Source organism: Algoriphagus oliviformis (assembly GCF_017254915.1).
GTDB classification, from domain to species: domain Bacteria; phylum Bacteroidota; class Bacteroidia; order Cytophagales; family Cyclobacteriaceae; genus Algoriphagus; species Algoriphagus oliviformis.
In genome coordinates this window covers 1-1,417 of record NZ_JAFKCT010000025.1, presented here as the reverse complement: position 1 = coordinate 1,417, position 1,417 = coordinate 1, and the positions used below count along the sequence as shown (strand labels likewise).

The 1,417-nt window shown below is 45.7% G+C and carries 2 protein-coding genes; both read right to left on the bottom strand.

The window, feature by feature from the left end:
- Window positions 1-32 precede the first annotated feature (32 nt).
- Window positions 33-1,016: an ISAon1 family transposase gene (locus J0A68_RS22375; RefSeq protein WP_369075009.1), complete on the bottom strand. Its 984-nt coding sequence runs from the start codon at window positions 1,014-1,016 to the stop codon at window positions 33-35.
- Window positions 998-1,357, bottom strand: coding sequence for an ISAon1 family transposase N-terminal region protein (locus tag J0A68_RS22370; protein ID WP_206580489.1), 360 nt, complete (start codon window positions 1,355-1,357; stop codon window positions 998-1,000). Before J0A68_RS22370 ends, J0A68_RS22375 begins: the two co-directional genes overlap by 19 nt.
- Between the last annotated feature and the right edge of the window lie 60 nt (window positions 1,358-1,417).

Here is a 1,417-nt window from a genome sequence, read left to right as displayed (position 1 = left end):
GGATCAGTCTGAATATCTGGGGAGGTAAATTTTCATCCATAGATATTTGAGAGTCGAAATAGGAAGAATTCAATATTGGATACGCCTCTGAACTGCGCTCCGAACGCTTTGATTTTTGCATTGAATGATTCAGCCGAAGCGTTTGTGCTTCTGTTTTCAAAGAAGTTGAGGATGGTTTCGTAGTGATTTTGGATGGTTCTGGATACGGTGTTGAAGGATTTGAATCCTGCCTGTTCCACCTCGTTGTACCAGTGGGCCAGTTTGGTGAAGGCAACTCCCTTGATTTTGCTGGTCTGGTAGATCCTGGTCAGAGACCTGGATAGTTTATAAGCTTTTTCCAGATCAGGATAGTGATGGAAAAGTAGCTCTGCGCGGAGTGCTTGCGATGGGGTCCAGTGATCCTCTGCCTTGAAAAGCAGGTATCTACTCCTTGCCAACAGCTGTTTTTCTGTGTCTCCGTTTTCAAGCTTATTGGGAATAAATGGCTTGCCACACTCCTTGCTCAGTTCCATTTCTTTGTTTTCCTGCTCGATTGCCTCCCATCTGTGGGCAATTCTCATTTCCTGTACAGCTTCATGAACAAGTTGCTGGACATGGAAGCGGTCGGTGACCAACACCGCTTTGGGAAAGCTTCGGCGTACCATTCTTTCCATGCTGGCGGCCATATCCAGGGTCACTTCCTTGACTTTCTTTCGTTTGCCTTCTGGCAATTTTCTCAGAACATCAATTACCCGCTCACTGTCTGTCCCCTTAACCATGGCTACCAAAGCTCCCTTTTTGCCTTTGGCGGCTTTATTGGTCAGCACGGTGTAGAGTTCTCCCTGAGAGAGGGATGTTTCATCAATGCTTAGATGGGTGCCCAGATTTTCCGGAAAGAGAATCCAGTCCCTGGCATGGGACTTCTGCTGCCAAGTTTGGAAGTTGCTGAGATGGAAAACATACTGATGTTCAAGGACCTTCCCGTTTACATGAAAGTTTGCTGCCAGACTTTTACAGCTTACAGGGGACGAGTCCAATCGTTCCTTTTTAAAAAAAGCGCGAATTCCTGTGTCATTCGCGTGCCGTTGGCTACCAAGTTCCAGTCCCTGCTTACGTTCTTGCCTGTCGCTTCATTGAGCCATTTTCTCCTTTTTATGTTCAGGAAACAAGCTTTGCCGCGAAGGGGAAAATCCTGTACGGTTACTTCTTCATAAAAACCTTTGGAAATCAGCTTGACTCCTTGCAGGTGTTCGGGGTGAATATTAAGCTCCTCCAGATAAATGCGGAAAGCATTGTCCTTCAAGGCTGCAGAGGTAACCTTGAAAAATTCCAAAAGCCCCTGTGGCAAAAGTAAACTGAGGTAATCCTTTTCTTCCAATTGTTTTTTTAAACAAAGAAACTCGATTCACTCAAATCCCCCAACTTTTTGGACTGATCC